Here is a 25,064-nt window from a genome sequence, read left to right as displayed (position 1 = left end):
TCACTCTCCAATCGGGATTTTTTCACCTGCACGTATATCCGCATCAAGTGATTGTTCAATGATTCTCATTGCGCTGTTATGGGCTTTCTGCGTTTCTGCGGCTGAGCAATCCTCCGGCACACAGATTTCATATTCCCGCATATGAGCATCATTCGCTGTAAAAAGAACGCATATATCAGTTGCAACACCGGCAATAATCACCCGCTCAACTCCAAGCTGTTTTAACAGAATATCGAGCTGTGTTCCAAAAAAGCCGGAATGCTTAGGCTTAATGATAAAATAATCATCATCCTCAGGCCTGATTTTTTCCACGACAGGCTTTCCTCTTGAATTCATACATTCTTCAACCACCGCATCCGTATTGTCCTGCCAGTGATTAAAGTTGTCATTCACATAGATGACCGGAATATTTTTTTCCTTCATGCGCTTTTTTAGTGCAACCATGCGGTCAACCATTGGCAGCGTATTCTTCAACAGGTCCTCCCCTCCTTCAAATTCCATATGATTCATCATATCTATCAGTAATAAAGCGGTTTTTTTCATTTTACCGTCACTCCTTATTACCAATATTTCACTTAATCAATTTTGATAAACACAGAATATGAATCTATTTTCATTCATCAGTTAAATACGTAGTGACAAATGATTTAAGGGTCATGCTACACTGTATTTATTAAGCCTGGAAAGGATTTGAAAGAATGAACCCATTGAACATACTGATTGTGCTCATCACATTCATGCATTTTTCTTTTCTGATCAATCTTTCTGTATTTGACGGTGCATATGATGGCATTGTCATGACAATCAATACGATTTTATTTTTAGGAGCCATGATTACGTTTGCGACCGTTAAAAATCAAGAAAGAAAAAAGCAGCCAGTTTAATTGGCTGCTTTTTCTTATGATTGATCTCTGAACAATTCATCCGCCTTATTCTCAGCACGGCGCGCCAGTCCAAAATAGGCAGTCAATGCGAGCAGGCTTGCACTTAAAATAATCAAGCCCATCGGAACTGCAGAATATTCACCTGCAACGCCAACCAGTGGTGCAGTCAGTGAGCCAAGGACAAGCGGCAGCATGCCGAGAAATGCAGATGCGCTTCCTGCAATATGCCCCTGCGTCTGCATAGCCAGTGAAAAGGAAGCTGTTGCAACCATCCCGATTGACATCACGAAGAAGAATAATGGGAGTGCCACAAAGAAGAATGGTCCATCCAGCAGAACCGTAATTGTCAGAACGACTCCTGCTGTAACAGCCTGTGACAGTCCATAAAGCAGGAATTGTCTTTCTGAAATCCTATGAGACATCCGGCCGACAGATTGTGTACCGATAATCAGTCCGATTCCGTTAAGGCCAAATAAATAACTGAATTCCTGCTCTGAAAATCCATAAATATTCTGATAGACAAATGGTGTCCCCGATACATAAGCAAATACACCTGCGATCATAAAGCCCTGTGCAAGTGAGTAGCCAAGGAACTGCTGATTTGTAATCAGTGATTTAAAGTTTTTAACTGTTGTACCAATATTGCTCGGTACTCTTGATGTTTCAGGCAGTGTTTCTTCCATACGCATTGTAATGAGTGCAAACAACAATAATCCCACTACACTTAAGACAATAAAAATACCATTCCATTCAGTAAACAGCAAAATGGTACTGCCGACAATCGGTGCTAAGATCGGCGCCAGATTACTGATCAGCATTAAGAGCGCAAAAAACTTGGTCAGCTCCCTGCCGCTATATGAATCTCTTACGATCGCACGGGATATAACAATCCCCGCTGAAGCAGAGAATCCCTGCAGAAACCGCAGTGCGACCAGCACATATATATTTGGTGAAAATGCAATAGCAAATGAGGCTATCGCATAAGCCATCAGTGCAATCACAAGGGGTTTCTTTCTTCCGTGTACGTCACTTAACGGGCCATTAATTAACTGTCCGAGACCAAGTCCCAGCAGACAGGCGGTCAAACTGAGCTGTACAGAAGATGCACTTGTCATTAAATCTGCCGCAATCGTTGGGAAGGCGGGCAGATACATATCAATCGTTAAAGGACCCATCGCACCAAGTGCACCAAGCATCAATGCGAGACGCGTCCGTTTTGAACCGGATAGTGTATTCATCATGATCAGACCTTTCATTATTCGATCTCCGAAACATGATGCCTATTATACACCTCTTCCATGAACTTACCTATACAAGAGAATTAACTTTTACAAATTTACATTAAGAGATTTATCCTATAACAAGCCAGGATGTTAAAAAAGCAAAATTGAACATTTCAGCAGAATTCCCTCAAAACAGCTCTTTAGTTACTTCAGTACCTTGTCCCTCATAAAAATCAGGCGTATAATGATGTATCAGTTATTCTTTTTGAATGACAGTCAAAGGAAAGGATACACGCCGTGAAAAATACAAAACACTTTATGATGATCAATGTCGGACTTATTCTTGCTGGCGTCCTTGGCTATTATCTGATTTTAAATGAAACGCCGAAACCGAAAATTTTTGCGATTTCATTCCTTTTTTACTTTTGGGTCATAACAGATTATGTGAAAGCATATATAAAAAAAGCCGGCGCTAATAAAAGCATGCTTATGCTTGGAAATGTCAGCTTTTTAATCACGACAGCAATTGGTCTTAGCATTATTTATTTAGCATCATAACCCAAACCGTGCCCATGCACGGTTTTTTTTGATGGATACATGATGATTACCTATGCCACCTGCTTTCCTCCGCGTATGATATAGAGAATTCGACTTAAGGAGGAAGATCATGAACCCGCATTTTATTCATCCTGCAGATTTTGAACGTATGGCTCATGAGGAAAGAAATTACTATGGCAGACCCCGTCCGTATGGAAGACCGAATTACTACCGGCCGCGTCCACGACCTTACTGGGGTGCACCATTTCTCGGCGGCTTAGCCGGCGGCCTGCTCGCAAGCACACTCTTTCCACAGTATGGCGGCTATTATGGAGGGTACCCATTCTATTATCAGCAGTGGTGATTTAATTCATAAAAAAGAACTGCTTCTCAAAAGCAGTTCTTTTTACTGTTGTCTTGTATTGACTTGAAATACCCGCTTAGGATCGAATTCAAATGCAATTCCTCTGTAGATACCCTGCAGCAGAAAGCCTGCTTTTTCAGCTGTTCTGACTGATGGGACGTTATCAGCTGCGCAGTCCCAATAAGGTACTGCATCATGCGCCAGGCACTCTTTTACAAAAGCTTTGGCGGCGATCGTACCAAGCCCTCTTTTCTTAAAAGCCTTGTACGTCTCAATGTCAATCGCATGCACACTCCCGGCGCGAAATCCTGTCAAACAGATTGAGGCAAGTTCACGGCCTTTCATCACACAAACCCCAAGACCATTTTTATAGAAGTCTTCTTCTGAAGACCAGAAAGTAAGAATCTTCTCCTGAATTAATGACTGGCTGAAGCTGCTTGCCTGTGTCAGCGCTTTTTCAATCGGAACGACCCGGAAGCCTTCCGGACATTCAGGCGCTTTACAGGTTTTTGCAGGATACCGGTAAATAAACTGCTCCCACTTTTCATTCGTCCGGTCACCAAAGACATCATCAAGTACTAAATCCCAGTTTGGATGATAGGACAATACTTCAGCCTCATGCACACCGGCAGCGATTGAAGCAGGGCCAATCACCAGATCAATGCATTCTCTGAGCTTTGAGATGAAGAGCGGATTTCTTTCTTCACCTAGCACAAAAATGCCATCCAGATTTCCAAGCCACACAACAGCAGAAGCCGGTTCCTGTACCTGATCCACAAACACTCTTCCTTCGTTCACACCTTCTATCACCGCTCTGACTTCAACAGAACCTTCATCTGACAAAAGAGGCTCAACTATATAAAACTGATCAGCAGTTAATTCTTTCATCCTAATACTCCTCTTTTAAAGATATGATTGCATCTATCCTAACATAGACGATTTCAAAACGTATATGCAGACACTTTTCATCCGCTTGCAGAGAAATAAAATCGACCATTTTTTCTCCCCCTTATACATATTCATTTCTTTAAATGGGTATGTATAAAAAAGATGATGTGCAGGGAAGGAGAATGACAATGGGATTTATACTTTACTTAATCGTAGGTGGATTAATCGGCTGGCTGGCCGGGCTGATTCTTGGTAAGGATGTACCAATGGGCTGCATTGGTAATATTATTGCAGGTATTATCGGTTCATGGATCGCAGGCGAACTGCTTGGCGGATTCAGTAATTTTGGACCGGAGCTTGCAGGCATTCATATTATTCCGGCATTGATTGGCGCAATTATTTTTGTATTCTTACTAAGCCTGATTTTAAAAGCTTCAAAGAAAAAATAAAAAAGCTGGCTGCGGCCAGCTTTTTTATTATGCATTGATCTGAATGCCTTCCACCTGATGAAGCACTCTTTTCACATCAAGACCTGCACTAAACCCGCCGATCCCGCCATTTTTTGCAATCACGCGGTGACATGGCACAACGACTAACAGTGGATTTGCTCCAATTGCGGTACCGACTGCACGAAAAGCCTTTGGTCTGCCTACACGTGCCGCAATATCCGCATAAGTTCTCGTTTCCCCATAAGGGATTTCAAGCAGTGCTTCCCAGACCTCCTGCTGAAAAGGGGTTCCCTTAGGTTCGATCGGCATCTCAAACGCTCTTTTTTCTCCTGTAAAATAAGCTTCAAATTCCTGAATAAAAGGCTGCATCTCTTCAGGGTTTTCAATTAACACTGCACCCTTGTACTGTTTTGATACCCACTTCTCAAGAGCTGCATAACCTTCTTCAGGTCCTCCGATATAACAGACTTTCCCTTCAGCCGCTGCAAGCTGATAAGTATCTTTCCCCCTGTTAAACTCTGACCAGTAAATCATCTTCATGATCTATTCACCTGCGCTTTTTATATCATTATACATTGTCGTGCCAAATGAAAAAACAGCCTCATTAAGAAGGTGTTTTTAGCAGGATACCATTCTTTGAAGGATCCTGTACGAACCACCCTTCATCCACTCGCTTTGCGCCAGTATTTTCTATTGCCGCTTTTAGGGATGTTTCATCCGGATAGACCAGTGTATAGTGCACCAGCCCTGCAGAATGTTCAGATGGCGGCGGTGCTCCTGCCCCGTTCCAGATATTTAAGCCGATATGGTGATGGTACTTTTCCGTTGAAATAAACAGTGCCTGCTGACCATAGCGGCATACCGGTTCAAATCCAAGCTGACGGTAAAATGCTTCCGCTTCAGCTAAAGACGCAACGTGAAGGTGGATATGTCCCATTTTCGTGTCTTCAGGAAGCTGGTGGAAGCGGCCGTGTTCTGATGCAAGTACCGCTTCAAAATCAAGTGGATCCACAGTCATTTTGACTTCATCCTGACTCCACTCCCATTCTTCCTCCCTGCGGTCCCTGTATATTTCAATCCCATTGCCATCAGGATCTGATAAATACAGTGCCTCACTGACAAGATGATCTGATGCACCAAGCTGAATGTGATGAGCAGTTAAATGTTCAATGATTGCTGCAAGATCACCACGTGTCGGTAAGAGAATCGCAAAATGATACAGCCCTGTTGTCCGGGGTTCTTTTGAGCGTGCGCCTTCAGGCTGGATCAGCTTCACAAGAGACGTATGGCCATCTGCTGTCAGTTGGACTTCATATTGCTTCTTTGACAGCACCCTAAACCCGATCACACCTGTATAAAATTGAACTGATCGTCCAAGGTCCGTTACATTAATTGCTACCTCTTCCACGAAGGTTGCCGGTGGTGAATGAAATGTCATGATTATGCTCCTCCCTATCAGTTACTTTATGTAACTAATTATATTTTAGAAACTAAAAGAAAGCAAGATGATTATCCCGCTTTCTTCTACATAACATCATTCACTTAATGTGGCACGATTCCGTCCATTTTTCTTTGAAAAGTAGAGCGCTTCATCTGCACGCTTAAAAATTGTATCCTTCGTATCTGACGATTTTACACCTGATACACCAATTGAAACCGTGATCTGACAGTGCGGCCACTCGCTATTCTCAATATTGACACGGATTCTGTCTGCAATTTTCAATGCAAGCCTTTCATCGATATCCGTAAGCAGAATGACAAATTCCTCTCCACCAAATCGGACAAGCACATCTTCTATTCTAGTTTCCTGCTCAAGTCTCATGGCAAGCTCCTGAAGTACCTGATCCCCTGCAGCATGTCCATACTGATCATTCACGCTTTTAAAGTGATCAATGTCTAAAATTAAATATGAAAATGTGAAATCGTCACTTTTAGATCTGATTAAGAATTCTGTCAGTACGTCTTCGTAATAACGTCTGTTTTTAAGACTTGTGAGCGGATCAACCATCGCAAGATTTTTAAGTCTTGAATTTGCTTCAGTAATTTCTTCTCTTTTGCATTCAAGCTCAGCAAGGAGTTTTTGTAACTCTCCATTTGCATAATCTGTGTCTTCCAGAATTTTTTCTACCTGTCTTTTTGCCGAGATTAATTCATTTTCGAAATCGTCCCGCGTCTGCATTTTCATAAAGACGTATTCAAACTGATCGTCTCTTTCCTGCGCATTCATCAGAACAGGCACCTGTCCGTCAGCTGTTTGAAGTGTCAGGTACATTTCTTCCACTTTTTTATGTGTTGACATGATTGGTGAAAAATAAGTCTGAAAGTACATTCTTGAAGGCAACGTAAATAAAGATGTGACATGACGCTGCTTCAAATCTCTGCTGCTTTCTTTAACAAGATTACTAAACATTTCATTCGCTTCGAGGATTCTGCCATCGAGCTCTGTTATGATGTAACCGCATGGTGCGTAATAAAGATGCATATCCATGCTCATCCCTCCTGCGCTATACCGTCTCTACTGCCATATATTTCTTAATATATTTTACCACTTCTTCAGGATGACTGATATGAGGGTTATGTCCGGTTGCTTTTAGTATAATCAGTTCGCTTTCAGGAAACTCCTCCGCAAGATAAAGAGCAGCTTCGTGCGGCACAATTGTATCGTCACTTGGCTGCATCACGACAACCGGCACCTCTGTTCGTCTCAGCTCCTTACGCAGGTCCACCAGGAATGTAGCTTCCGCAAACTCTCTTGCGATCTTCTGGTCATTTGATAAGAGCTGTTTTTCAAAACCTGCTGCAAGTTCCGGGCGTTCTTCATTTTTTGACGCAACAGGCGCAAGATATTTAGCCCATTCATTAAAGTTTTTCTCCATCATATCCAGCATTCCATTAATATTTTCCTGATCAAAACCCCCGTAATACCCCTCATCATTCAGGTATCTAGGTGAGGCTGCGAGCATCATTAATTGTTTGAACAGACCCGGCTCCTTCTGGGCTGCCAGCATACTGATCATCCCGCTGACTGAATGACCAACGAGAATCACGTCTCTCAGATCAAGTGCCTTGCAAACCTCAACCATATCTTCCGCATAGCCATGGAGTGAGCGATACCGTTCAGATGAATAGGCATTTTTATCAGCATTTCCTGAGCCGACATAATCAAATAAAATGACCTTATAGTCTTCTTTAAATGACTGTATTACCTGATCCCATGCCGACTGGCTGCTGCCAAATCCATGGGCAAACATGATGGGCTGTGCGCCTTTTCCGGTTACAGTGACATGATTTCTATTCAAAATATCCTTATTCATCACGAACCACTCCTTTTATCGCTAATCTGATATAAAGCTCAGTATTCTTTAATACTATTTTACTATACCCGCTTAATTTTAAATATATGTAAACCATTATTCCTGACTGATTTCATCAATAAATTTCCTGATTTATCTCTCAATTTTGAATGAATAGAAAAAAATACTAATTAACCCCCATATAACTTTTTCGCTTGCCGAAACTTATAATGACAGATCATATAAGAGATTTGTTATTACATATTTCTGGAGGGATTAGATGAAGTTCAAAAAAGCTTTATTTACAACAACGATTACAGGTGCACTTGTTTTCAGTGCAGTCTCACCTGTTCTCGGACACGACTCACTAGATGGCAGTAGCGCGCACAAAGGGGAACGCGGTGCTATGACAATGGAAGAAATCCAGAATCTGAGTGATTCTTATCTGGAGACATCCGGAAAAGTATCAAGTCTCACCGAAGCAGCAGCACAGCAGATCAAGGAAGTCAATGGTGTACAAAATAACACAGCCGACGTATATGCACATAAGGGATACGCTTACCTTGGCACGCACACAGCAAACGGCGGGAATGGCGGGGTCAGAGTGTTCGACCTTCAGGACCCATCAAACCCTGAGGAAGTAGCCGTCTTCGCTAATGAAGATGTGCCTGGTTCGTGGCAGGAAAAAGTGATTGTGAAAAGTGTTAACACACCTGACTTTAAAGGCGACCTTGCCGTAGTCAGTGTGCAACAGCGGAATCGCAATCGTGAAGATACTTCAGGCGGATTCCTTTTATATGATGTAACGAATCCTGAAAACCCTGAAAAGCTTGGATATTGGGAAGTGTATGATCGTACAAGCGGGACACATGAATTGTTCCTTTCAACGAAAAATGGAAAAGCCTATGTCTATACTGCAAATCCATATGCTGACTATTACAGTCACGGTGAACAGCGTGATTTCCAGATTGTTGATGTAACGAACCCGAGAAATCCGGAGACAATCTGGCAGTTTGATCCGCGTATGCTAGAAGAAGTGGATGAAGATTTTGATGGCTACAACTGGAATGCACCTGATGGTAAAACTCGTCCTGTCTTCAATCACAGTGTGATTACAGACGATAAAGGAGACTATGCATACGTATCAATGTGGGATCTTGGAACAGTCATTTTTGATGTAAAAGATCCTGCAAATCCTGTATACCTTGGACGCACTGATTTCGCATCTGATCAGCAGGGTTCAGCCCACTCTGCGACACTTGCAAAAGGCGGTAATATCCTGATTGAAACACGCGAAGTATATAATCCTGTTAAGCCTGGGTACGAAGAATCTTATGGTTATACCCGAATTTTTGACATTAAAGATAAGACGAATCCAAAGCTGCTCAGTGAGTTCAAAACAGATTTGACTGAACAGGTTGAAGATGGTGTAACATTCGCAAATACAGTTCACGATCCAAAAGTTCATGGCAACACTTTATATCTGAGCCATTATGCTGGCGGCATTTATATGGTTGATATCTCTGATCCTGCTTCTCCTGAACAGATTGGTCAGTACCGTTCTGATCAGGCTGATGTATGGGGCGTTTTTGTAGACCGTAACTATGTGCTTGCTTCAGATATGGGACAGGGACTGAAAGTATTAACACGCGGAAATGGTAAAGCACCTTCAAAATCGAATTAATTGAATAACAATTAATCAATATTTTAAAAAGAGTAGACGCCATTGAAAGGCGCCTACTCTTTTTCTTTTTCACTTATTCACTTTCATAAGGACGTGTCTGCTGCGTTGCGAGTGTATCCCAGAAAGAAATATCTGTATGATTGATTGATCCGTCTGAAATCGCACGCACGGCTGCATCAAGTGTGGTAACCGTCTGCTTGATCAGGTATCCATTGCTCTTTTGACCGAGTACATAAGACTCATAGAAATGATCAGACATTCCGCGCATTTCAAATAGCAGTGTAGAGATCCTATATTCTACAGCGATTCCGTTACGGCTGATTGTTTCTGCTGAGCCGCCATTATACTTCCCGAGGTGTCCCCACCCTGTGGAATCAACCGCATTAAAGACAACAGCACCGAGCTGCTTCGATTTTTCTACAACTGCAGGATCAGCGTTTGGTGTAGTCGGATATAGGATAGATCCAGAGACAAGCTTACCATCCCGTTCGCTCTGAGCACCCTGATGATGAAGGTCAATCATATAGTCAATGTCATATTTCTGCATCACATTTTCATGAAGCGCTTTTGTTTCAGGCTGAATCTTATCGATATGGTCACGGTTCAAATCGACTTCAAGTGCATTATAGCGCGTCAGGTTACGGTCGCCATCTGCAATATAGTCATCAAGTGAGAAATCAACATCTCCCATTGCCCCGTCCGGATTCAGCATTGGTACGATTAAGATGTTGACGCCGTCAAGGACGCCTTTCATCTTTCCAGTGCCCATATGTTTGATAAATTCAAGTGCACCTTCAGTCGTTAATTGCTCGTTTCCGTGCTGCTGCGTCAGGAATAAAATTGTTGGGTTATCAGGGTTTTGTATGTACTTAGCAACAAAAAGATCTCTGCCTTTTACGGATTCGCCGATCTTTTCAACTTCAAGGTGCTGTTGTTTGGCATCCTGTTCTTCAAGGAACTGGGCCATTTCAGAATAAGTAGTCAAAATCGAGGTATTGATTGTTTCAGTTCCACCATAGCCCGGACCTTCCCCGACCGCCTGGGCTGAAGGCAGTGCAAATGATGCTCCGCTGAAAGTAAGAGCTCCTGCTACTGATAATGCAATGACTTGTTTTTTCATCTTATACCCTCCTAATATTTTGATCATATTTAGTGTATCAAAATATTAGAGAGCGCTTCCATCAAACAAAGGAAGGATATCAGTTAAATATAAGCCTTCGTTTATGGTATATAATGGATATAGATGAATATGAAGATCCTTTTTTTAAAAATACGGACAAAAAATAGTACCTTCCTCAGAAGGTACTATAAATGGGAAATTTTAATGCATTTTACGTAACTGATCCTCTGCCATCTTCCCTGCCATTGGCAAATGATAACGCTCACCCTGATACGCTTTGAACATCAGTAAAAGCCATAACACCAGCGCTACAGGTCCAATCAGCAGACTGATAATGAATCCGATCACCGGAATAAAATTGAGTACGATGCTTAAAATGAAAATTGCACCAAACACGATGATTGACTGCATCGCATGAAACCTGATTGTTTCATTTTCTTTTTCCACTAACAGCAACACAATTCCACTGATAAATCCTACCAGATAGGCCAGTAAGCCACCCACATTTTCCTGAAGGCCAGTTGATGATTTTTTCATGCCCGGCGTGCCCTGTACCACAATTCCCTCTCCTTTCGATTTGGGCTTAGAATGAGCGTCGCAATAATTAACTAAATATTCTGTCTTTAATTATAAAACAGGTTGTATCGTTCGTCAATGCGAACCCGATCAAACCGTGTCGAATGTATAAATCATTGAATGACTTTATTCTTAGTCCGCTGAGTATTTCTTACCTGGATTATACCCTTGACGACACACCCAAAATTGCCCTCCTACCCTGCGGATGCTAAAGTCAGATTAAGAGGAAATATTTGTTTTTTTTTGACACCTGAAGGAGATGAACACCATGGCGGATAAAGTTATTTGTATCATTGGTGCCGGTCCCGGTATCGGTCTGAGTGCAGCAAGGAAATTCGGTCAAAATGGATATGCAGTCGCGTTGATCGCGCGCAATGAAGAAAAGCTTAACATTTTTACTGAAGAACTGAGTCAGGAAGGCATTGAAGCCATCGCTGTTCAGGGAAATGTCCTTGCAAATGAAAGCATCAGAAGAGCAATTCAGTTCACCTATGATACATTCGGCCGCATCGATGCACTACTTTATAACGCCTTTACTTTTAGAAATGAACTCCCTTCAGAAATGGATCCAATTGAATTTGCCAGCGACCTGCAGGTAGATGTGATAGGTGCACTGGCTGCTTATAAATCAGTTCTACCTTTTTTAAACGAAGGAAGTTCTATTCTTTTCACAGGTGGCGGCCTAGGCGTAAAACCAATGAAAAAATTCACTTCCGTGTCAGTTGGTAAAGCCGCACTCAGAGCACTGGCGCTATCAATTCATCAGGAATTGAAAGGAAAGAACATCTATGCCGGCACTTTAACTATTAATGGATTTGTTAAAGAAGGTACGCATTTTTCACCTGACAATATTGCTGAAAAGCTGGTTGAAATGACGCAAAAACGGGATCAGGGTGAATGGACATTTGACAGAGAATAGACTTGTTAGTAGAAGAAAAGCCGGCCCAGTGGCCGGCTTTTCTATATCTATACAATCAGTTTTTTAACTATGCTGCAATATCTGTACCGCATCATTCCCATGCAGTCTTTGCTGATCGACTGCATAATCCCGCTCTGCTTATAATGTGTCATTGTCTCCAGTCACGTCCGCACATGATTTTGGCTTGATCGAATTTGGATGTGCTGGAGCTGGACAATAAACGACTGCACCACTTCAATGCTGTCTTCTCACTTATTTCACCTGCTCATAATATTGAATAATGCGTTCACTCATGCTGCTGCCTGCCTTAATCCCAGAGGCTTTTTCAAGCGCTGCTGCCGGACCATCCTGTGAGATCCACTCCTGCAGCTGAACGGCTTCAGGGTCTTCTTCAATATTAAATGTGAGCGCTGCTGCAATTGTTTTTTCAAGATGTACAGGCTCAATATGCTCCTGATCGAGTCCGACTGCCGGATAGGTAAGGCGGTCTCCTGCTGAAAGCTTTCTCAAAGGAGCACGTCCTACACGGTCAAGACCGTCTGAAATATATGGGTTTTTGTAGCGTTCGATGATTTTTCTGACGTACACCTGATGCTGTTCTTTATTGAGCTCGAATTTACTAGTTAGAAAGGTACTTGTTTCACTAAGTACACCTTCAAGCACATCTATAATCTCCTGGTCATCCATCGCTTCTTTCACTGTTTTATAATCTTTTAGTAAGCCATTATAAGCAATTGAAGCGTGACCTGTATTCACTGTCAGCAGCTTTCTTTCAATAAAAGGCACAAGGTCTTCTACAAAAAGAGCGCCTATTAAGTCCGGCTGACTGCCTTTCAGGTTAGCTGTTTCAATGACCCATTCAAAATAACGTTCTACTTCAATTGTTAATGGATTATCATGCTGCTGAATTGGCACGATCCGGTCAACTGCTGAATTCGGAAAACCGGATGCAGCGAATACTCTTACTGCTTCATCTTCTGAGAGATGCTTTTCCACTTCACTTTTCAACTGGTCGCTTCCGCAAATCATGTTTTCGCATGCAATCACATTTACTTCAGATCCTGGTTCCCTCGCGCTTAGCCCTTTTGCGATGACAGGCGCGATAAACGGGAGTACGTGCGGTCCGACTGAGGCTGTGACAAGGTCTGCTTCAGCTACTGCAGCTGCCGCCTTCTCCGGGTGTTCTTTGCTATTAATACCGCTTACGCCGATAACAGTAAATGATTCCTTCGTCTCGTCTGCAAGCACCACGTCATAAGCGTTATCCTGATTCAGACGGTCAATGAGTTCAGCATTTACATCGATAAATGTAACTTCATAGCCGGATTGCTGAAGAATAGCGCCAATGAAGCCGCGGCCGATATTACCCGCTCCAAAATGTACAGCCTTCATTATTCAGCCTCCTCGAATATGGCGATGATCTCCTCTTCTGATTTAGCATTGATCAGACGTTCCACGTTTTCTTCTTCAGAACACGTAATTGCGATTTTAGAGAGAATCTCAAGGTGCTCGCCGTCTTTACCTGCAATGCCTACCACGATATTCACTTCATTATCAGCAAACATCACACCTTCAGGAAGCTGAAGCACAGAAATACCGGATTGCTTTACAAGCTTCTTAGAGTCTTCAGTACCGTGTGGAATGGCGATTTTATTACCGATATACGTAGTTGAGATCTGTTCGCGCTCAAGCATACTTGCGATATAATCAGCATCCACATAGCCTTTTTCAGCGAGAACGTTACCCGCTTTTTCAATCGCTTCCGTTTTAGATGATGCACGTTCATTTAGATAAATGTTTTCCTTTTTAAAAATCTCACTCATGATGACCCCTCCATTAGTTGTTGTGATTTTGTTGTGTAAAATTGGTTCAGTGTCTTTTGCAGGAATTGAAAAACTTCCTGCTGGTTGCCGTTTCTGATCAGGTGCATCGTATATTCCTCTTCCACGAGGCTTCCTGAGATTGAGCTCAATACTTCAGCGCCTTTATGGTCAGAATCAGCCGGAGAGATCATCAGAATCAATCTGCTGACTTCAGTTGGTTCGCCGTCCATCCCTTTTAACAGATAAGGGGATGACAGGTCATACAGCCTGAACACCGGCTGGCGTACTGACTCGTCTTTGGCATGGTAAAGGGCAAGGCCTGTATCAGGTATTGCCATTCCTCCGAGTGATTCCCGCTCAGTGAGACTTTTGGAGACTGCACCCTTTTTAAGAATCAGTTCCTCCTCATAAAGAGAGGCATCTATTTTACTTAATACTTTTTCGAATTTTTTATGATGATCAACTGTTTCAATCCTGAACTGTCTAAGAATCTGCTCGACAGAGGTTGCGTATTGATTCATCAGCTTCAGCCTGTGCAAAAACGGGACGGGATCATCCGGCTTTTGTTTCATGGCTGAAGGTTTTTTCATTGGCTTAATCGTCTGGATCGCTGTCCTGATCCGGTCTGCATCCTGCTGGGGAAGCAGTGGATTAACGAGCAGGTAATCTTCAGCAAGACCACTCAGACCAACCGTTGAGACAATCAGATCGTAATGCGCGTCTTCAAGATGTTTTTCTACTTCACTGATACTTGAGAGCGTAATAGACTTGAACTCATCAAACTCTTTATTCAGCCTGCTGCCAATCATCTTGGATGTGCCGATTCCACTTGCGCAGACGACCAGTACATTTAGTGAATCAGGTCCTGTGACGCCTTCAAGCGCTGAGCCGAAATGAAGTGCCAGAAAGGCAATTTCACCATCCGGGAATTCATAGGCAGGCAGCACCTCTGTCAGTCCTGCTCTCACTGCTTCAAATAGCTCGGGATATTCTTTCTTGATTCTTTTTGTAAGAGGATTGTAAGTATAATTCTTTTCCTTCGCTCGCTGAATGCCTGGTTCAATATGGGCGATCAACCCTTCTATCAGGTCGGGATCATCAATCAGATTCACATTCATCCGGTCAGAAATTGCACGGACGAGCTGATGGACAGTCACGGCGAGCTCCGGGTCTGTCAGCTGATCAACGAACTGTTCCTGAAAGCGCCGTTTGGCCGTTTTCAGGTGAATGGTGATATAGCCGACTTCCTGTTCTTCTATTTCAAGGCTGAATGCGTCTGAAATCACATGTGTAATTCTTTTTGCAATCGCATATTCCTGCAGCTGCTTCAACTCATCCAGCAGCTTTTCATGATGTTCAACTGTCGCACCAGCACGAATCCTTTCAAGTGATAAACAGATATGCAGAAGTAATGATACATAGGCACTGTCGGTTAAAGGATACGGGAGTCCACTGATCTCTGATTTAATCAGTCTGTCCACCTGATCAAACTCTTCTCTCGATACAATAGAAAACACCCTGTGATCAAGCGTCCGCTGGTTGAACAGCTGCCCTTCATGAATTGAATAAATGGACGAGCTTTCAAGCTCCTCCATCATTAAATTTGCAAGTGATCGCCGCTTCGCCTTTTCGTCCCCCGACAGCTCAATGCCATAGCCTCTTCTCCGGATAATTGTCACTCCGTAGGGATTCAAAAACTCTTCCAGTTCATCAAGCAGCTGGCTGAGAGCAGCATTTGTCATCTGGAATTCACCTGCAAGACCAGACTGCTTGACGACTGAGTTTTCTTTCATTAAATAATGAAGCAGCAGAATTTTTCTTTCTCCGGGGTCAAGCTCTGATGAAGGAACCTGGAGCAGCGCAGATTCCAGTTTCTCGAAATCTGCGCTGTCACCAGTGAGCCTCATTCCTCTTCCCGCCTGTTTATCTATTATCAGGTTGAATTGCGTACAAATATCTTCAAGCTTCTGCAGCTCGCGCTGAATAGTCCGCTGACTCACCTGAAGATGATCAGCCAGCTCTGCAAGCGTCGTATACTGGTGCTGAGCGGTCAGCAGTATATGAAGCATTTTGCGTTCTCTTCCTGTCATGTACACGCCCAGGCACCTCCTTTTCAATAGGCTTTCTTAAATCGGCTGCTAATATCCGCTTCAGTGGGACACTTTACGCTACAATCATCAGCTGTGCAGGAAGAACTACAGCACTTTTAAGACAATTTATTAATTAAGCTGATTCATTCTTCTTCAGTTCGTTTACCAGTTCATCGTACTTTGGACTGCCAAGAAAATTATCTACTGAAATGTGTCTTGCATCAGGACGTTTTGCCATTGCACGTTCTGTTAAATCTCTGTGTGTAATAATGATATCTGCGTCATCCGGGATCTGATTAATTGCTGTATTTGATACAGGAATATCAATCTCCGCTTTTTTGAATTTGTTTCTAAGCAATGATGCGCCCATTGCACTTGAGCCCATTCCGGCATCACAGGCGAAAATGACTTTCTGTACCTGACCAAGGCCTGCAAGAGAAGCTGTATCAGCAGCAACAGGCTTCTGCTTTTCTCCACCTGTTAAGTGAGAAGCAGCCTGGCTCTTCTTACCTTTCATATCCTGCATGCGTTCAGTTGCTTCTGTCAGTGCATCGTCTTCTTCACTGGACTTCGTGAATTTCAACAGGAACCCTGCTGATGCAAACGATACGGCTGTAGAAGCGAATACACCAGCTAACATGCCAAGATAGTCACCACGAGGCGTCATTGCCAGGTAAGCAAAGATACTGCCTGGTGATGGTGTAGCGACAAGACCTACATCAAATAGTGAGAATGTCATGATACCCGTTGCACCACCAAGGATTGCTGCAATGATCAGGATTGGCTTCATCAAAATATACGGGAAGTAAATTTCGTGAATACCTCCAAGGAAGTGGATCACACTTGCACCTGATGCAGATAATTTCGCCATCCCCTTACCGAAAATCATATAAGCAAGAAGAATACCAAGACCTGGTCCAGGGTTTGATTCAACCATAAACAGGATTGATTTACCCGCTTCCGCTGCCTGGTCAAGCGCAAGCGGTCCAAGAATTCCGTGGTTAATTGCATTGTTCAGGAATAAAACCTTTGCCGGCTCTACGAATACACTCGCAAGCGGCAGCAGATTTGCATTCACGATTGCCTGAACACCGGCAGCCATGACCTGGTTCAGCCCCTGCACAACAGGCCCGATTCCCGTGTAAGCAACAAGTGTCAATGCTCCTCCAAGAATTCCTGCTGTGAAGTTGTTAATCAGCATTTCAAAGCCTTGTCTCACTTTTCCTTCAAACAATTTATCCACCTGTTTGATTAAGTAACCACCCAGTGGTCCAAGAATCATTGCGCCAAGGAACATTGGAATATCTGTTCCGACGATCGCACCGATTGTTGCTGTTGCACCAAGCACCCCGCCCCGCATTCCATAGACCATGTGACCACCGGTAAAACCGATTAGTAATGGAAGCAGATAAGTAATCATCGGACCAACGACAGTTGCCAGATCTTCATTTGGCGCCCATCCAGTCGGAATAAATAATGCCGTAATTAACCCCCACGCGATGAAGGCACCGATATTCGGCATAATCATGCCACTTAAATAGGACCCGAATTTCTGAATCTTTGCTTTTACACCTGACTTATTTTCCGCCATTTTCTTTCCCCCTCAATTATTTTTCGGCTTGAGTAATGTTGTTAATTTAATAATAAAGCGCTTACTTATACAAAACAATGAATAGAAAATTCAACTTTGTCATAAGTGAAGTGGACATTTTTTAATTAACACTCATTTCAAAATAATAAAGGAGTTTTTAACGTCTTGTGGAATATTTATGTAGTATAATCAGCATTTTTAACCTGCGCGCTTATATGATTAGTCTAGGAGATTTCAGCGTGATAGCGTATAATAAGTCCGATATGAAAAGGATGGAGAGATGAAGATGAATGTATATGGTACGATACCGGAAAACATATCACCAATACATGCACTGGACAGTATCGGCGAAACCATTCTGCTGGCTGATCCTGATTATTACATACAATGGATGAATCAAAAAGCTGCTCATTTATTAGATGATATTGCCAGGCTATACGGACTTTCAGGAAGTCATGAGATGATTGGGAAAAACATGGACCTTTTTCATACACAGCCTGGATATCAGCAGCGGATCATCCCGAAAATCGCAAGCACTCACCGTGCAAGAATTACGATTAAAGGAATCGTTGTAACAGATATCGTTATTACCCCACTTCGTCTTAATGATACTCTACAAGGCTATGTCATTATGTTAATGGACGTCACAACCAAAGCCGAAGAAGACGCAAGCAAAGAGAAACTGATCAAAGACTTATCAACTCCGATTATGAAAGTCTGGCATAATGCGATTGCACTTCCTTTAATCGGAACATTTGATCAGGAACGCTTTGATACCCTGGTCAGTGAGGTGCTGAATGAATGCTCGCACCAGCAGATTGATTATGCATTGATCAATGTGAACAAAATTCATTTTGATGAAAAAAACTCTACTGGATTCCAGTTTCAAAAGCTGATTGACTGCCTGCGGCTGATCGGAACAGAATGTATGATTGTAGGAGTTCCCCCGTCACTTGCAGTGCAAATGACGCAACTTGGGCGAAACGTTAAAATTTATAAAAACGTATATGACGGACTGAAATATATTATCTCTAAAGACCGTTAATTAAGATAAGCTGCCAGCGCAATTACGATTGCTTTGACAGCTTTTTTACATGTTCATTTTCGTCGTGATCTTCTATGCACAATCAGCAATAAAACAAATACGACGGCCATACCAATGAATCATACGCTCAGCCCAACAGTCTGGCAGGTATCACAGCAACCGCAAGAAAGCCTGATATCATTTACTGACGTATGAGTCCATAACTGACACCCATCATCACTGCAGCCGCTGCAAGGGTCAGCGTTTCAACCCATCATGCGTCTGTGACATACACAGCGATCCCTCACCGTTAGCCTTTGCCTTCATCACGATTGAAGAGGAAAACCGCTTTCGGAAATAAGTAAAAAGCACCTCACAATGAGATGCTTCACATTTAAGCCGGAACGATAATATAGTAGATACTTGCCAGAAATACAAAAGATAGCAGACTTGCAAGATAAGCTTTTTTCGCATCAAATCCCTGCGTTACTTTTACAATCTGCACGCTGATCAGATACATCCAGATCAGGCCTGCTGCAAGTAGTGCAATTACAGCTGCGTTTATATTTCCGGCCAGAAATGGCACACTTAAAATACCAGGCACTAACGAAACAGAAGCTGCCTTATTTACCTGACTCAGCATCCCTTTCCCGCCAAATCCTTTGGACGATGCCCACAGTAAAAGAGATAATCCGAGCCTGGTGATGAGCGCAGTCAACAGCCCGAATATGATAAAAATAGCAGGCACAACAAAAAATTTCAGCACCTGTGATTCAAAGCTTGAGACATAAGCCCAATTTGACATCATTGAGATTACACCGTACAGGACCCCAACAGCGATCAGCAGAAGACGGCTGATTTTATCTATTTTTGGAGACTGCAGATAATCATGAAATGCAGCCCCATCTAACATCATCATTCTTCCGACCATTTAACCCACTCCAATAAAACGATCAGCTGAGCGCATCGCACTCAGCTTTTCTTTTTTTACATTCCCCAAGGCATCAATGCCCAGATTGCCACGGCTACTGAAATCACAACTGTAATTGCAGCTCCGATTGTACTGTTATAACGATACGGCTGCACATCCTTCCAGCCATGAATCTGTTCAATCAGCTCGCTATCCTCTTTCTTCGTCAGACGATTATCCAATGAAGGAATACGATTTGTGATATAAGATACGACAATTAGTAAAGCAAAACTGATTGGTACAGCAAGAAGTGCACCTGAGATTCCCATACCGTCTGTTACTGCATGGCCTGTGAGTACGATATTTGGGAAGACAAATGGTGAAACGATAATATAGATCGCTCCTCCTACGACAGCTGCTGCCATGGCGCCGTATTTATTTGCTTCCTTCCACCAGACACCTACAATGATCAGCGGTGCATTGGTTACGCCTGCAAGTCCAAATGCCCACAGGATACTTACAACGAGAAAAGCAGGTGGTTCGATTGCAAGCAGGATACTGATTACCCCACCGATAAAGATCGCACCATAGCCTAAACGCAGACTTGCTTTTTGCGAAATGTTCGGCTTTAGCGTTGCGACGATATCCTGTGATAACAAGGCACCAATCGCCAGCAGGTTTCCACTCAATGTTGAAAGACCAGCAGAGATTGCACCCGCGATAACAAGTGCAGTCACCCATTCAGGATTATAAACAAGATTTAAAATAATCGTAAGCTTATCTGCATCAGCAGCTGAGATCTCAAGTCCCTGTGTTGCTGTTGCGAAAACCCCAACAAAGCCCATTGCATAAGTAGCTGAGAAAACCAGCCCAAGGATAAAGGCGAACCATACCATCGCTGAACGCGCACTCTTTAAGCTTGATGCTGTATACACACGCATGGCCAGGTGAGGCAGTCCAAGTGCTCCAATTGTCAGAGCCGGAATAATTGCAAAATACCATTTGGGTGAAAATTGATAGTCAAAGAATGTTGGTACAGCTTCCATCATCGCAGGAACCATATCAGCATAAAACAGTGGTGGGAAGTACCACCCGCTGCCCCCTACAGCCTTCATGATTGCTGCCAGTGGCACGATAAACATCAGTGCGATAATCACCATCTGAATCGCAGCATTATTCGTTGCGCCAGCCATACCACCAATGGTCACATATCCTACAATGATCAGACCGCCAACAATCAGACCCGTCATATAAGGAATCCCAAGTAGCGTTTCAAATGTAACGGCGATCCCGATCATTTGGCCGAGTGCATACATAATTGAAACAAGAATCATAAATAAAGCAGCAATAATTGAAGCTTTCACACCATAGCGGTTTCGGATAAAGTGGGTTGGTGAAAAAGCACCCATCCGTCTAAGGCTCGTTCCATAAATAATTGTAATCAAGGGAATTGCCAGAATCAGCTGAATCCATAAAAGAATAAATGGTGCCTGTAAATTAAGTATAAGTGCTGTAATTCCAAGAAAAGTTGCAAGACTCATATAGGTAGAAGCCATTGCAAGCCCGTTTGTAATCGGACCAACGTTTGACTTTCCAACGTATAATTCCTGTGCGGATGCACTTCTGCGATTAGAAACATAACCGACTACATAAAATAGTAAAAACGTTACTCCAACCATAGCTATCCCCATAATAGGGTTGGATATCTGCCATCCCTCTCCGTTCATCTGTTACGCCCCCTTTGCTTCTTCAGATGATGTTGCCTCGTTTTCACGCTCAATTTCCTCATCAATGCTATTGCCGATCTTTCCTGCAACAATTGTCAGGAAGAATACACCGAACCACCCCATCAGGATCGGTACGATATACTTCACTGGAAAACCAAACATCATTGCCTCTGTAGGAAAAATCGAAAAGATTAGTCCTACATTCCCCGCGAGTACAAATGCAGCAGTCATCCAAATCGTAAACCGGACTTCTTTTTTGTAAGCTTTCATGTCATCCCTCCGTTTTAAAATGTCTCCCACTTTGTTCTTTTGATCCGATTGAGCGTTCGTTCATTTCACGCGACTGAGCGTTCGCTCACTTTTAAAATCAGATACCCCCTTCATATTTTTGTAACAAGTTGATTGTAAGCGCTGTCATATAACACCGTCAATCATTATTTTTAATTTTTAGAAAACTTAATTTTGGATGTTATATTGCTAAAACAAAGGGAGTTTGAATGTATACAAGCACTGCTTTTCAGCTACCAGAAAAGATCACTGGACCAACGATTTTAAAAAGTCATTGTCCTATAATTGATAACCTAACTGTTATCTTAGAAATCTTTAATATGAGGGGATTTTTAGAGGAAAATAAAAAAATGACCACTGCTCCATAACAGAGCAACAGCCATTTCTATGATTCTATAATGTTTCTGAAAATTTTGCAATCATTTGTCTATACGAGTGACAGATTTTTTTAATTTTCCGATCCAGATCATGTGATCAAAACCGCCACCCCAGTAATCCTTAAGCAAAATATCAGGTTTACCAAGCCGCTTTTTCCAATAGGTCTGAGAGCTGACAAATCCGGCATCCAGATAAAATTTCGAATGACCCCCTACAAGCAGCCATCCCTGCGTGTGCTGCAGCAATGCATGGCCGATTCCTTTGCGCTGATAATCGGGATGTATGTATATACTGCCAACTTCAAATACGCCATCTTCAGGTTCCAGTCCACACGTGATTAACTCTCCCGGAATCATACAAGCGATTGTGCCAATCACCCGATTATCTTTTACTGCTACAAACATGGTTTCTTTGTCAGATATAAGAATCCTTCTTGCAACTTTACATAAACGCTCCGTTTCTTTTTCAATCAGCCATTCTTTATCTGTGACATTCTCGTTTGTAATCAACGCTGTCTGACATTTTAAGATCATCTCATCAAGTGACGGAAGATCGTTTTCCTGTAGTGGTCTGATATTCATTTTCTCACCCTGCTTTTTTATGTTAATACTATTATACAAAAAAGCTGCCTGAGAGTGGCTCAGGACAGCTTTTACTTTTATCTCAGCGCAGCCGGGAATGAAGTCAGGTCAATACCAAAAACAAGTGGCAGCAACAGAATGACAAATGCAACAAGTGCAATTGTCGCTGCAATGTTCATCCATATACCGGCACGAACCATATCAATCATTTTTAAGTATCCTGATCCGAATACAACAGCATTTGGCGGTGTTGCAACCGGCAGCATGAATGCACATGAAGCAGCCACAGCAGCCGGAACCATGACAGCAAACGGATGAACATCCACTGCAGCCGACAATGCCGCCATGACCGGCATCAGCATAGTAGCTGATGCTGTATTAGATGTAATTTCAGTCAGGAACACGACTACAAGTGATACGACAGCAATAATGACGATAAACTGAACACCCTGCAGTACTGTGAGCTGTTCACCAATCCATACATCAAGACCGGTCGCCCCGAAGCCTCCTGCGATCGCAAGACCTCCTCCAAAAAGCAGCAGAATACCCCACGGCACATTCTTTGCTGTTTCCCAGTTCATCAGCTTTACACCCTGATACTGAAAAGACGGAATCAGGAATAAAACAAGTGCGCCGGTAATCGCAATCATTGTATCATCAATGGCCGGACTCACATATTCCTGTAAAACGAACGAGCGTAAAATCCATGCCAGTGCAGTCGCCCCAAAAATGACGGCCACCATCTTTTCATCTGCACTCATTTTTCCAAGGGCAGCACGTTCATTCTTAATCACTTCTTTGCCTCCAGGAATCTTTTTAAGTTCCATTGGAAAAGCAAATTTAATCAGGTACACCCATGCAACCAAAATCATGACAATCGCAAATGGCACACCAAACAGCATCCACTGTGCAAATGACAGATCGATCCCGTATATGGCTCTCAGCTGAGCGGCAAGAATCGTATTAGGCGGCGTTCCGATAATCGTTGCGATCCCGCCAAGCGATGCTGAAAAAGCAATTGCAATCATTAATCCTTTGGAGAACTTATTCTTTTCATCTTTAGCATTTTTCACAGAGCCTTCTTTAATTAAAGATGACATCTGAAAAATAATCGCTGTTCCAATTGGTACCATCATCATGGCCGTTGCTGTATTTGATATCCACATAGAAAGAAAGCCGGTCGCTGCCATAAAGCCTAGCATGATGCCGCTTGTACTCGTACCAACGAAGGAAATAATACCAAGCGCAATCCTTTTATGAAGATTCCACCTCTCCAGTGCCAGTGAAATGATAAATCCGCCAAGAAATAAAAATACAAGTGGATCCCCATAATTCGGCGTGACTTCTCCCACTCCCACTCCTGCAGCAAGCGGGAACAGAATAATTGGCAGCAAAGAAGTCGCCGGAATCGGAATCGCTTCTGTAATCCACCAGGTTGCAATCCAGACCGTACCTGCAAGCACCCCTTTTGCTTCAGGCGAGAGACCCTCCGGATTAAAAAACACCATCAGCATGATAAACAGCAGCGGTCCAAGAAACAGACCGATCTTCTGTTTTGCAGAAAAATCCCTTTTCTCCGGTGACGGCTGTCTATACGTACCTGTTAATTTTCCTGAAGCCTTTGACATTCTGTCAGGATCATCACTTGCCGGACCACCCTGTCCCGTATCAGGCTTAAAAAGCATTAATTCTTTTATCCGGTCATGACTCTGCCATGACCGCTGCCACAATCGTTTTACATTTTCCACCCTTATCACCCCTAAAATTAAAACGCTTTCATTCCATGCATTATAGCATGTTCTTAGGAGATTAAAGGGAATATGCCTGTTAATCCTAAAAATAGACTTTTTAACTAGTATGTTTTAACCTGACATACAACTTGTCTTTCATCCATTTTCAGTTTTTTACTGCGAGGTTTGACTCAGCAGTGGCTTTCCGATTCAGTTCAATCAGCATGGGACTTAGAATGGTTTTTACATGTAGACGCTGATCCGTCTGCAGACGTACAATGCTCAGTAACTGCTCAGACATTTCATCAGGCGTGCGGGTATAACCACTTTCTATCCAATATATGATTAATGCGGTTATGGCAGTGGAATGATAGACAACGAATAATTCATGATCAACATTCCCTGACTGCGACAGGTCAGAAAACATAATATTTTTAATCGACTCGGTTAATCGTTGCTGGAATTGCGGAAGGATCGGAGAACAGACAATCTTCGTTAATGTTTCCCGATTATGGATGATGGAATGAAACAAAGTGATTTCTGTGAAATGAAGGTCCTGCAAATGAAAAGATGTCTTTTCAGTGTAAGGCTTTCTGTACGCTGTAATAATTTCAGTAACAACCTCCTCCAACAGCTGATTGATCAGGTCCTCAATGCTGTTAAAGTGATGGTAGAATGTTGTCCGGTTAACCCCTGCGAGTTTACAAACATGGGCAACTGTTAGATTTTCAGTCATTGGATCGCAGATCGTTTCCAATAAAGAACACTTTAACCTGGATCTGGTGCGGATCACCCGCTGATCAGGGTAGATGATTGACATTGATAAGCCTCCTTAAAAATTATTCGACATAATCAGTGCGACTGTAGAATAACAATAACAAGACCTGTGGAAACCACCATTACACCCTTATTATACTATAAGTAAGCAGCGGCTCTGCACGCTTTTGGCAGATAGGCTGCCACAAAAAAATACGGGAGGGATACG

General features: G+C 42.8%; 26 protein-coding genes. 7 read left to right on the top strand and 19 right to left on the bottom strand.

The window, feature by feature from the left end:
- Nucleotides 1-543 carry a cysteine hydrolase family protein gene (locus tag DH10bf12_RS06615; protein WP_471737728.1) on the bottom strand — a complete coding sequence of 181 codons (543 nt, stop codon included), beginning with the start codon at nucleotides 541-543 and terminating at the stop codon, nucleotides 1-3.
- A gap of 155 nt (nucleotides 544-698) precedes the next feature.
- Between DH10bf12_RS06615 and DH10bf12_RS06610 the strand changes: the two genes are divergently transcribed.
- Complete coding sequence (locus DH10bf12_RS06610; protein WP_039806938.1) at nucleotides 699-884, top strand: hypothetical protein; 186 nt, start codon at nucleotides 699-701, stop codon at nucleotides 882-884.
- Nucleotides 885-898: 14 nt separating this feature from the next.
- On the opposite strand, the gene DH10bf12_RS06605 is transcribed toward DH10bf12_RS06610, so the two are convergent.
- Nucleotides 899-2,140, bottom strand: coding sequence for a Bcr/CflA family multidrug efflux MFS transporter (locus tag DH10bf12_RS06605; RefSeq protein ID WP_471737727.1), 1,242 nt, complete (start codon nucleotides 2,138-2,140; stop codon nucleotides 899-901).
- Nucleotides 2,141-2,404: 264 nt separating this feature from the next.
- Between DH10bf12_RS06605 and DH10bf12_RS06600 the strand changes: the two genes are divergently transcribed.
- Together DH10bf12_RS06600 and DH10bf12_RS06595 are read left to right on the top strand one after the other, a co-directional pair.
- On the top strand, nucleotides 2,405-2,665 hold the full coding sequence (locus DH10bf12_RS06600; RefSeq protein WP_471737726.1) for a hypothetical protein: 261 nt from the start codon (nucleotides 2,405-2,407) through the stop codon (nucleotides 2,663-2,665).
- Nucleotides 2,666-2,774: 109 nt separating this feature from the next.
- Nucleotides 2,775-3,008, top strand: coding sequence for a hypothetical protein (locus tag DH10bf12_RS06595; RefSeq protein WP_471737725.1), 234 nt, complete (start codon nucleotides 2,775-2,777; stop codon nucleotides 3,006-3,008).
- A 42-nt stretch (nucleotides 3,009-3,050) separates the two neighbouring features.
- Here DH10bf12_RS06595 and DH10bf12_RS06590 read toward each other — a convergent pair whose 3' ends face one another.
- Nucleotides 3,051-3,896 (bottom strand): GNAT family N-acetyltransferase, encoded by an 846-nt coding sequence (locus DH10bf12_RS06590; protein WP_471737724.1) that lies wholly within the window; start codon nucleotides 3,894-3,896, stop codon nucleotides 3,051-3,053.
- Between the two features lie 188 nt (nucleotides 3,897-4,084).
- Between DH10bf12_RS06590 and DH10bf12_RS06585 the strand changes: the two genes are divergently transcribed.
- Nucleotides 4,085-4,345, top strand: a complete 261-nt coding sequence (locus DH10bf12_RS06585) for a GlsB/YeaQ/YmgE family stress response membrane protein (protein ID WP_471737723.1) — start codon at nucleotides 4,085-4,087, stop codon at nucleotides 4,343-4,345.
- Between the two features lie 27 nt (nucleotides 4,346-4,372).
- On the opposite strand, the gene DH10bf12_RS06580 is transcribed toward DH10bf12_RS06585, so the two are convergent.
- From DH10bf12_RS06580 to DH10bf12_RS06565, 4 genes are all read right to left on the bottom strand, one after another.
- The gene (locus DH10bf12_RS06580) at nucleotides 4,373-4,885 is read right to left on the bottom strand and encodes a methylated-DNA--[protein]-cysteine S-methyltransferase (RefSeq protein WP_471737722.1); all 513 of its coding nucleotides are present in this window, start codon (nucleotides 4,883-4,885) and stop codon (nucleotides 4,373-4,375) included.
- A gap of 64 nt (nucleotides 4,886-4,949) precedes the next feature.
- Nucleotides 4,950-5,783, bottom strand: a complete 834-nt coding sequence (locus tag DH10bf12_RS06575) for a VOC family protein (protein WP_471737721.1) — start codon at nucleotides 5,781-5,783, stop codon at nucleotides 4,950-4,952.
- A 96-nt stretch (nucleotides 5,784-5,879) separates the two neighbouring features.
- Complete coding sequence (locus DH10bf12_RS06570; protein WP_471737720.1) at nucleotides 5,880-6,833, bottom strand: GGDEF domain-containing protein; 954 nt, start codon at nucleotides 6,831-6,833, stop codon at nucleotides 5,880-5,882.
- A 16-nt stretch (nucleotides 6,834-6,849) separates the two neighbouring features.
- The gene (locus DH10bf12_RS06565) at nucleotides 6,850-7,659 is read right to left on the bottom strand and encodes an alpha/beta fold hydrolase (protein WP_471737719.1); all 810 of its coding nucleotides are present in this window, start codon (nucleotides 7,657-7,659) and stop codon (nucleotides 6,850-6,852) included.
- Nucleotides 7,660-7,918: 259 nt separating this feature from the next.
- Between DH10bf12_RS06565 and DH10bf12_RS06560 the strand changes: the two genes are divergently transcribed.
- On the top strand, nucleotides 7,919-9,322 hold the full coding sequence (locus tag DH10bf12_RS06560; protein ID WP_471737718.1) for an LVIVD repeat-containing protein: 1,404 nt from the start codon (nucleotides 7,919-7,921) through the stop codon (nucleotides 9,320-9,322).
- A gap of 73 nt (nucleotides 9,323-9,395) precedes the next feature.
- On the opposite strand, the gene DH10bf12_RS06555 is transcribed toward DH10bf12_RS06560, so the two are convergent.
- Together DH10bf12_RS06555 and DH10bf12_RS06550 are read right to left on the bottom strand one after the other, a co-directional pair.
- On the bottom strand, nucleotides 9,396-10,442 hold the full coding sequence (locus tag DH10bf12_RS06555; RefSeq protein ID WP_471737717.1) for a M14 family zinc carboxypeptidase: 1,047 nt from the start codon (nucleotides 10,440-10,442) through the stop codon (nucleotides 9,396-9,398).
- A 201-nt stretch (nucleotides 10,443-10,643) separates the two neighbouring features.
- Nucleotides 10,644-11,000, bottom strand: coding sequence for a DUF4870 domain-containing protein (locus DH10bf12_RS06550; RefSeq protein ID WP_374097726.1), 357 nt, complete (start codon nucleotides 10,998-11,000; stop codon nucleotides 10,644-10,646).
- Between the two features lie 286 nt (nucleotides 11,001-11,286).
- Here DH10bf12_RS06550 and DH10bf12_RS06545 point away from each other — a divergent pair, with 286 nt between their 5' ends.
- On the top strand, nucleotides 11,287-11,937 hold the full coding sequence (locus tag DH10bf12_RS06545) for an SDR family oxidoreductase (protein WP_471737716.1): 651 nt from the start codon (nucleotides 11,287-11,289) through the stop codon (nucleotides 11,935-11,937).
- A 252-nt stretch (nucleotides 11,938-12,189) separates the two neighbouring features.
- Here the strand turns inward: DH10bf12_RS06545 and DH10bf12_RS06540 are convergent, their stop codons facing one another.
- The 4 genes from DH10bf12_RS06540 to DH10bf12_RS06525 all read right to left on the bottom strand — a co-directional run bounded on the left by DH10bf12_RS06540 (nucleotide 12,190) and on the right by DH10bf12_RS06525 (nucleotide 17,441).
- The gene (locus DH10bf12_RS06540) at nucleotides 12,190-13,329 is read right to left on the bottom strand and encodes a mannitol-1-phosphate 5-dehydrogenase (RefSeq protein ID WP_471737715.1); all 1,140 of its coding nucleotides are present in this window, start codon (nucleotides 13,327-13,329) and stop codon (nucleotides 12,190-12,192) included.
- Nucleotides 13,329-13,760 (bottom strand): PTS mannitol transporter subunit IIA, encoded by a 432-nt coding sequence (locus DH10bf12_RS06535; protein ID WP_471737714.1) that lies wholly within the window; start codon nucleotides 13,758-13,760, stop codon nucleotides 13,329-13,331. The genes DH10bf12_RS06540 and DH10bf12_RS06535 overlap by 1 nt, the downstream gene beginning before the upstream one ends.
- Nucleotides 13,757-15,850, bottom strand: coding sequence for a BglG family transcription antiterminator (locus tag DH10bf12_RS06530; protein ID WP_471738200.1), 2,094 nt, complete (start codon nucleotides 15,848-15,850; stop codon nucleotides 13,757-13,759). Before DH10bf12_RS06530 ends, DH10bf12_RS06535 begins: the two co-directional genes overlap by 4 nt.
- A 133-nt stretch (nucleotides 15,851-15,983) precedes the next feature.
- Complete coding sequence (locus DH10bf12_RS06525; protein WP_471737713.1) at nucleotides 15,984-17,441, bottom strand: PTS mannitol transporter subunit IIBC; 1,458 nt, start codon at nucleotides 17,439-17,441, stop codon at nucleotides 15,984-15,986.
- 286 nt (nucleotides 17,442-17,727) lie between these two features.
- Between DH10bf12_RS06525 and DH10bf12_RS06520 the strand changes: the two genes are divergently transcribed.
- Entirely contained in the window at nucleotides 17,728-18,486 is a 759-nt protein-coding gene (locus DH10bf12_RS06520) for an STAS domain-containing protein (protein WP_471737712.1), read from the top strand.
- A gap of 373 nt (nucleotides 18,487-18,859) precedes the next feature.
- Here DH10bf12_RS06520 and DH10bf12_RS06515 read toward each other — a convergent pair whose 3' ends face one another.
- From DH10bf12_RS06515 to DH10bf12_RS06490, 6 genes are all read right to left on the bottom strand, one after another.
- Nucleotides 18,860-19,396, bottom strand: coding sequence for a YIP1 family protein (locus DH10bf12_RS06515; RefSeq protein ID WP_471737711.1), 537 nt, complete (start codon nucleotides 19,394-19,396; stop codon nucleotides 18,860-18,862).
- A gap of 56 nt (nucleotides 19,397-19,452) precedes the next feature.
- Nucleotides 19,453-21,102, bottom strand: a complete 1,650-nt coding sequence (locus DH10bf12_RS06510; protein ID WP_471737710.1) for a solute symporter family protein — start codon at nucleotides 21,100-21,102, stop codon at nucleotides 19,453-19,455.
- A 3-nt stretch (nucleotides 21,103-21,105) separates the two neighbouring features.
- Nucleotides 21,106-21,372, bottom strand: coding sequence for a hypothetical protein (locus DH10bf12_RS06505; protein ID WP_471737709.1), 267 nt, complete (start codon nucleotides 21,370-21,372; stop codon nucleotides 21,106-21,108).
- Nucleotides 21,373-21,809: 437 nt separating this feature from the next.
- Nucleotides 21,810-22,349, bottom strand: a complete 540-nt coding sequence (locus DH10bf12_RS06500) for a GNAT family N-acetyltransferase (protein WP_471737708.1) — start codon at nucleotides 22,347-22,349, stop codon at nucleotides 21,810-21,812.
- Between the two features lie 77 nt (nucleotides 22,350-22,426).
- The gene (locus DH10bf12_RS06495) at nucleotides 22,427-24,097 is read right to left on the bottom strand and encodes an SLC13 family permease (protein WP_471737707.1); all 1,671 of its coding nucleotides are present in this window, start codon (nucleotides 24,095-24,097) and stop codon (nucleotides 22,427-22,429) included.
- Nucleotides 24,098-24,245: 148 nt separating this feature from the next.
- Entirely contained in the window at nucleotides 24,246-24,899 is a 654-nt protein-coding gene (locus DH10bf12_RS06490) for a TetR/AcrR family transcriptional regulator (RefSeq protein WP_471737706.1), read from the bottom strand.
- Between the last annotated feature and the right edge of the window lie 165 nt (nucleotides 24,900-25,064).

The sequence above is a fragment of the Jeotgalibacillus sp. 10bf12 genome (genome assembly GCF_055597105.1).
The sequence above is the reverse complement of the archived record's forward strand: the minus strand, read 5'-3'. Positions and strand labels throughout refer to the sequence as shown.

Coding starts and splice junctions, on each gene's coding strand:
- DH10bf12_RS06555 (WP_471737717.1), bottom strand. CDS start 10,442: ATGAAAAAACAAGTCATTGCATTATCAGTAGCAGGAGCTCTTACTTTC.
- DH10bf12_RS06505 (WP_471737709.1), bottom strand. CDS start 21,372: ATGAAAGCTTACAAAAAAGAAGTCCGGTTTACGATTTGGATGACTGCT.
- DH10bf12_RS06530 (WP_471738200.1), bottom strand. CDS start 15,850: ATGACAGGAAGAGAACGCAAAATGCTTCATATACTGCTGACCGCTCAG.
- DH10bf12_RS06500 (WP_471737708.1), bottom strand. CDS start 22,349: ATGAATATCAGACCACTACAGGAAAACGATCTTCCGTCACTTGATGAG.
- DH10bf12_RS06580 (WP_471737722.1), bottom strand. CDS start 4,885: ATGAAGATGATTTACTGGTCAGAGTTTAACAGGGGGAAAGATACTTAT.
- DH10bf12_RS06605 (WP_471737727.1), bottom strand. CDS start 2,140: ATGAAAGGTCTGATCATGATGAATACACTATCCGGTTCAAAACGGACG.
- DH10bf12_RS06560 (WP_471737718.1), top strand. CDS start 7,919: ATGAAGTTCAAAAAAGCTTTATTTACAACAACGATTACAGGTGCACTT.
- DH10bf12_RS06510 (WP_471737710.1), bottom strand. CDS start 21,102: ATGAACGGAGAGGGATGGCAGATATCCAACCCTATTATGGGGATAGCT.
- DH10bf12_RS06565 (WP_471737719.1), bottom strand. CDS start 7,659: ATGAATAAGGATATTTTGAATAGAAATCATGTCACTGTAACCGGAAAA.
- DH10bf12_RS06570 (WP_471737720.1), bottom strand. CDS start 6,833: ATGGATATGCATCTTTATTACGCACCATGCGGTTACATCATAACAGAG.
- DH10bf12_RS06540 (WP_471737715.1), bottom strand. CDS start 13,329: ATGAAGGCTGTACATTTTGGAGCGGGTAATATCGGCCGCGGCTTCATT.
- DH10bf12_RS06520 (WP_471737712.1), top strand. CDS start 17,728: ATGAATGTATATGGTACGATACCGGAAAACATATCACCAATACATGCA.
- DH10bf12_RS06490 (WP_471737706.1), bottom strand. CDS start 24,899: ATGTCAATCATCTACCCTGATCAGCGGGTGATCCGCACCAGATCCAGG.
- DH10bf12_RS06535 (WP_471737714.1), bottom strand. CDS start 13,760: ATGAGTGAGATTTTTAAAAAGGAAAACATTTATCTAAATGAACGTGCA.
- DH10bf12_RS06615 (WP_471737728.1), bottom strand. CDS start 543: ATGAAAAAAACCGCTTTATTACTGATAGATATGATGAATCATATGGAA.
- DH10bf12_RS06525 (WP_471737713.1), bottom strand. CDS start 17,441: ATGGCGGAAAATAAGTCAGGTGTAAAAGCAAAGATTCAGAAATTCGGG.
- DH10bf12_RS06515 (WP_471737711.1), bottom strand. CDS start 19,396: ATGGTCGGAAGAATGATGATGTTAGATGGGGCTGCATTTCATGATTAT.
- DH10bf12_RS06575 (WP_471737721.1), bottom strand. CDS start 5,783: ATGACATTTCATTCACCACCGGCAACCTTCGTGGAAGAGGTAGCAATT.
- DH10bf12_RS06595 (WP_471737725.1), top strand. CDS start 2,775: ATGAACCCGCATTTTATTCATCCTGCAGATTTTGAACGTATGGCTCAT.
- DH10bf12_RS06545 (WP_471737716.1), top strand. CDS start 11,287: ATGGCGGATAAAGTTATTTGTATCATTGGTGCCGGTCCCGGTATCGGT.
- DH10bf12_RS06610 (WP_039806938.1), top strand. CDS start 699: ATGAACCCATTGAACATACTGATTGTGCTCATCACATTCATGCATTTT.
- DH10bf12_RS06585 (WP_471737723.1), top strand. CDS start 4,085: ATGGGATTTATACTTTACTTAATCGTAGGTGGATTAATCGGCTGGCTG.
- DH10bf12_RS06590 (WP_471737724.1), bottom strand. CDS start 3,896: ATGAAAGAATTAACTGCTGATCAGTTTTATATAGTTGAGCCTCTTTTG.